The sequence below is a fragment of the Trebonia sp. genome (genome assembly GCF_049794275.1).
GTDB lineage: Bacteria > Actinomycetota > Actinomycetes > Streptosporangiales > Streptosporangiaceae > Trebonia.
Genome location: NZ_JBARCR010000624.1, coordinates 1 through 4153, shown reverse-complemented (window position 1 = coordinate 4153; position 4153 = coordinate 1). Strand labels below are relative to the sequence as shown.

Here is a 4153-nt window from a genome sequence, read left to right as displayed (position 1 = left end):
GTGCGGACCAGGCCGACGCCGGTCGCGCCGAACCGGCGGGCCCGCGCGCAGTCCGGGCCGTTGTCCGCGTTCGCGTGCACGCCGAGCCGGCGGGCCTCGTCCGCGCGGGTCATGATCCGGTGTACGGCGGCGACGAGCTCGTCGTTGTCCGGTGCCAGCGTGCCCTCGAAGTACTGCACCACGTTGGACGCGACCACCGGGACCTCGCCCAGGTACACCACGCCCGAGGTGCCGTCGATGGAGATCACGTCACCTTCGCTGACCACGACGCCGCCTGGTGCGGTGAACTTCTTGCCGCGGGTGTCGACGGTCAGCTCGTCGGCGCCGCAGACGCAGGTCTTGCCCATGCCGCGGGCGACCACCGCCGCGTGGCTGGTCTTGCCGCCGCGGCTGGTGAGAACGCCCTGGGCGGCGATCATGCCGGGCAGGTCGTCGGGGTTGGTCTCGCGGCGGACCAGGATGACGCGCTCGCCGCGGTCCGCCCACGCGACCGCGGCCGCCGAGTCGAAGACCACCTTGCCCACGGCGGCGCCCGGCGAGGCGCTGATCGCCTTGGCGATCCTGGTGACGTCACCGGAGACGTCGAAGCGCGGGAACATCAGCCTGGCCAGCTCGTCGCCGGACACCCGGTTCACGGCCTCGTCCATGTCGATCAGGCCCTGGTCCACGAGCTGTATCGCGATGCGGAACGCCGCCGCCGCGGTGCGCTTGCCGACCCGGGTCTGCAGCATCCACAGCTTGCCGCGCTCGATCGTGAACTCGATGTCGCACAGGTCCTTGTAGTGGTTCTCCAGCGTCCGCATGATCTGCATGAGCTGGTCGTAGGAGGCCTTGTCGAGCCGCTCCAGGTCCTGCAGCGGCACAGTGTTGCGGATCCCGGCCACCACGTCCTCGCCCTGCGCGTTCTGCAGGTAGTCGCCGTAGACGCCCTGCGCGCCGGTGCCCGGGTCGCGGGTGAACGCCACGCCGGTGCCCGAGTCGTCGCCCAGGTTGCCGAATACCATCGCCACCACGTTCACGGCCGTGCCGAGGTCCGCGGGGATGCGCTCCTGGCGGCGGTACAGGATCGCGCGGTCGGCGTTCCACGACTCGAACACCGCCTTGATGGCCAGGTCCATCTGGTCACGCGGGTCCTGCGGGAAGTCGCGCTTGGCGTGCTCGGCGACGATCTCCTTGAAGGCGCTCACCAGGGCCTTGAGGTCCTCGGCGGTCAGCTGGGTGTCGCTGGCCACGCCCTTGGCCTGCTTCGCGCCGTCGAGCGCGTCCTCGAAGTGCTCGCCGTCGATGCCGAGCACCGTCTTGCCGAACATCTGGATCAGCCGCCGGTAGGCGTCCCAGGCGAACCGCTCGTTGCCCGACTGCTTGGCCAGGCCGAGCACCGACTCGTCGGACAGCCCGATGTTGAGGACGGTCTCCATCATGCCGGGCATGGAGAACTTGGCCCCTGACCTCACGCTGACCAGCAGCGGGTCGCCGGGGTCGCCGAGCTTGCGGCCCATGGCCTGCTCAAGGTCCTCCAGGTGCGCGGCTACCTCGTTGTCAAGACCCTCGGGCGTCCTGCCGTGGGTGAGGTAGTAGCGGCACGCATCGGTGGTGATCGTGAACCCCGGCGGCACCGGCAGGCCGATGTTGGTCATCTCGGCGAGGTTCGCGCCCTTGCCCCCGAGCAGGTCCTTGAGATCCTTGTTTCCTTCTGTGAAGTCATAGACGAACTTCGGCACTGAACGCTCCTCGCGCAGGCAGACTCTTTTTTTCGACCCTACTCCGCTCCGGTCTGCTCTCGTGACGTGACCGTAACGGATTGCCCGATATTTGGTTTAGACCCTTGGTATAGACCGCGGGCAATCTCCGGGCGCCAGGCAACCTCGGCGCCGCTCGAGCGTTTGAAAGACGTGGACACAGCGAACACGGATGTTCCACCGCACGCCACTCACGCGGTGACGGCGCTGTACGCCGAGCACGGCCTCCGCCTGGTCCGGCTGGCCGTCATCATGCTCGGCGACCGGGCCACGGCGGAAGACGTCGTGCAGGACGCCTTCCTCGGGCTGTACCGCCGCTGGGACAGCCTGACCGATACCTCGCACCCGCTCGCCTACGTGCGCGCCAGCGTGATGAATGGGTGCCGGTCGGCACTGCGCCGCAGGTCGCGCGGCGCCGTCGGCCTGTTCACCGAGCCGCCCGCGGAGTCCGCGGAGGCGCGCGCCCTGGTGAGCGAGGAGTACCGGGCGGTGGTGGCCGCGATCAGGCGGCTGCCGGCCCGGCAGCGCGAGGCGCTGCTGCTGCGCTACTACCTCGACATGACCGAGGACGAGACCGCGCGGGCCATGGGGGTCAGCCGCGGCACGGTCAAGTCCGCCACGTCCCGCGCGCTCGCCGCGATCGGGCGAATCCTCAAGGAGGAGTCATGACTCCGGCCGAACGCGTGGTGCGCGCCGCCACGCGCGCCTACGGCGAAACCGTCACCGAGGTCCGGCCGCTCGACCTGACCGCTGCCGCCAACCCAGGCGAACGGTACGTCCGTCTGCGCCGGAGGCGCCACTTCCCCGCATGGATGGCACCTGTCGCAGCTGCGGCGGCCGTGATAGCGCTCGCGATCTCCCTGGTGACTCTCAGGACAACCCCGTCCCGGCCGGCTCCTGCCTCCGGCGGCGTGCCCCGGTACTACGCGGCTCTGATTCCGCAGCCCCCGCAGGGTTTTCAGAACAAACTGGCCGTGGGCGACACGTTCACCGGAGCGCGCCTAGCCACCCTGACGCCGGCCCGGGGCAACTCGTTCGCCGCCGTGACAGCGGCCGCGGACGACCGGACCTTCGTCGTCGCCACCCAGCCCATTGCCACTGTTGCTCCTGACAACCGGGTCCCGCCAAGAACGTGGTACCTGCTGCGGATCGCGCCAGGCAGCTCGTCTCAAGTGCGGCTGACCAGGCTGCCTATTCCGGACCTGAAGGGTGACGATGTCCTCGCGGTCGCGCTGTCCGGTTCTGGCCGGGAAATCGCGGTCGGCTTGATCCCCAACTACGCGACATCACCCAAGTCGCCGGTACAGCTACGGGTCTACTCGGTGACCACCGGGAAGCTGGAGCGCGCCTGGTCAACCAGCGACCAGACCGTCTTCGGCGGCCCGGGCCGGTTCAGCGTTGAGTCGCTGAGCACCACCGCACTGACCTGGGTCGACGACGACCGTGCCCTAGCGTTTCCCACCATCTCGGTGGCCTCGTACCCGCGCAAACACGAGGACATCACGCATGAGACGATGCGACTGCTCGACATGTCGGCAGGCGGCAGCGACCTCATCACGGACAGCCGGGTCATCTGGTCGACGGAGGGCTTCTCCAATCCGTTCACCGGCTACTACAGCCAGCTGAGCTGCGCGAACACCTCCATCATCCCGATGCTCACCGCCGACGGGAAGACGATCGTGTGTGCCGCCGTCAAGCCCCTGACCCCGCAGGGGCCCGTTCCCGCGGGCGGCGGACGCTGGACGCTGGCGTGGCTGGCGTACTCGACTTCGGCCCCGACCGTGGCCCGCACCGTGGCTCAGGTCACCGTCGCCGCGCCCAAGTGGACTGCTCCCGCGATCGACCTGCTGTGGGCCGACTCGTCGGGTGGCACGCTGATCGGCACGTGGAGCATCAGGGCGGCGATCGCCGGCTTCATTGACCCGAACTCGCCGGCGGCCTACCCGCAGCATTGGGGCGTGATCGCCGATGGCAAGTTCCGGCCGCTGACGACCATGGGCGACCTGAACGTCTTCAGTGCCATCGCCTGGTAGCGCCGCCGCGTTATTCGCGAGACAACCTTCGCGGGCCGGCCGAGTCTTTACTACGTGGACCACGTGGACACGGAACACGCCGGCGCCGGGGCCTGGACGGCCGAGCGGCATGTGACGGCGCTCTACCAACGGCACGCGCTCAGCCTGGCCCGGCTGGCCCTGCTCATGCTCGGCGACTCGGGGGCCGCCGAGGACGTCGTGCAGGACGCATTCCTCGGCCTGTACCGCCGCTGGGACAGCCTGGCCGACCCGTCGGCCGCCCCGGCCTACCTGCGCACCAGCGTGCTGAACGGCTGCCGCACCGCGATGCGCCGCCGGTCCAGGCGCGAGGTCCCTCCCGACGGGCGGCCCGCCGAATCGGCCGAGGCGGCGGTTCTGCTC

4 protein-coding genes are annotated in these 4153 nt (G+C 69.6%); 3 read left to right on the top strand and 1 reads right to left on the bottom strand.

What is annotated here, in order from left to right; translation table 11 throughout:
* Positions 1 to 1721 (bottom strand): pyruvate, phosphate dikinase (locus WA805_RS16705; RefSeq protein ID WP_425242800.1); only part of this gene is annotated, 1721 nt, incomplete at its 3' end.
* 216 nt (positions 1722 to 1937) lie between these two features.
* Here WA805_RS16705 and WA805_RS16700 point away from each other — a divergent pair.
* From WA805_RS16700 to WA805_RS16690, 3 genes are all read left to right on the top strand, one after another.
* A complete protein-coding gene (locus WA805_RS16700) occupies positions 1938 to 2408 on the top strand; it encodes a SigE family RNA polymerase sigma factor (RefSeq protein ID WP_422280538.1) in 471 nt (156 codons plus the stop codon).
* Positions 2405 to 3772: a hypothetical protein gene (locus tag WA805_RS16695; protein ID WP_425242799.1), complete on the top strand. Its 1368-nt coding sequence runs from the start codon at positions 2405 to 2407 to the stop codon at positions 3770 to 3772. Before WA805_RS16700 ends, WA805_RS16695 begins: the two co-directional genes overlap by 4 nt.
* A gap of 63 nt (positions 3773 to 3835) precedes the next feature.
* The coding region (locus WA805_RS16690) for a sigma factor (RefSeq protein WP_425242798.1) at positions 3836 to 4153 on the top strand (318 nt) is incomplete at its 3' end.